Here is a 1,321-nt window from a genome sequence, read left to right as displayed (position 1 = left end):
GGGACTGTCAGGAATTTCGTGTGCGGCGAGGCATAATGGGCAACAAGGAGACCCAATATGTCACGACGGAAAGAACCCTCGATACCGAACGACATTCTCGACCAGCTGCTGGCCGGCACTGACGCGGCGGCGGCGCTCGGCCAGGGCGGCCTGCTCGATACCCTGAAGAAGGCATTCGCGGAACGGGCACTCAACGCGGAGATGGATCACCATCTTGGCCAGGAGGAGCAAGGGAACAACAGCCGGAACGGCTATGGCCGCAAGACGGTGACGACCGACGGGGGACGGATCGAGATCGAGGTGCCGCGCGATCGAGCGGGCAGTTTTGATCCGCAGCTGATCGCCAAATATCAGCGACGCTTCCCCGGCTTCGATGACAAGATCATCTCAATGTATGCGCGCGGCATGAGCACGCGGGAGATCACCGGGCATCTGCGCGACCTGTATGGGATCGACGCCTCGCCCGATCTGATCAGCACGATCACGGACGCGGTGCTGGAGGAAGTCGCAGCCTGGCAGCAACGTCCCCTGGACCCAGCTTATCCGCTGGTTTTCTTCGATGCGATCCGGGTCAAGATCCGCGACGAGGGGATGGTCCGCAACAAGGCGATTCATATTGCCCTGGGCGTCATGGCCGACGGCACCAAGGTGGTCCTGGGGCTGTGGCTGGAGCAGAATGAAGGCGCCAAATTCTGGTTGCGCGTCATGAACGAACTGCGCAACCGCGGCGTTGAGGATATCATGCTGGCCGTCGTCGACGGCCTCAAGGGCTTCCCCGACGCCATCACCGCTGTCTTCCCCGAAGCCATGGTCCAAACCTGTATTGTCCATCTGCTGCGCAACTCGATGGATTTCGTGGCGTGGAAAGATCGCAAGGCGCTCGGAACGGCCTTGAAGGCCATCTATCGGGCCGTTGATGCTGCGGCCGCCGAAGAAGCCCTGACAGCGTTCGAAGCCAGCTTCTGGGGACAGCGTTATCCCGCCATCGGCCAGAGCTGGCGCCGGGCATGGCCCGAGGTCATCCCATTTTTCGCCTTTCCCGACGACGTCAGACGGATCGTCTATACGACAAATTCGATAGAGGCCCTCAATTCCAAGCTCCGCCGCGCTGTTCGTGCCCGGGGGCATTTCCCCAATGATGAGGCCGCCACCAAGCTCCTCTATCTGATCTTGAACCGATCGGAAAAAGAGTGGAAAATGCCGCCGCGTGAGTGGAACATGGCGAAGGCGCAATTTGCCGTGCTCTTCGGCGAACGTTTCATCAGGGCCATGACGGCCTGATGGTCAACCGCCTCGCCGCACACGAAATTCCTGACAGTCC

The 1,321-nt window shown here is 60.7% G+C and carries 1 protein-coding gene; it reads left to right on the top strand.

The window, feature by feature from the left end:
- Positions 1-57 precede the first annotated feature (57 nt).
- Complete coding sequence (locus tag MJ601_RS21745) at positions 58-1,281, top strand: IS256 family transposase (protein WP_242130478.1); 1,224 nt, start codon at positions 58-60, stop codon at positions 1,279-1,281.
- Positions 1,282-1,321 lie beyond the last annotated feature (40 nt).

This window comes from Sphingobium trunci (assembly GCF_022664535.1).
Classification (GTDB): Bacteria; Pseudomonadota; Alphaproteobacteria; order Sphingomonadales; family Sphingomonadaceae; genus Sphingobium.
This window is presented reverse-complemented; position numbering and strand designations above follow the sequence as displayed.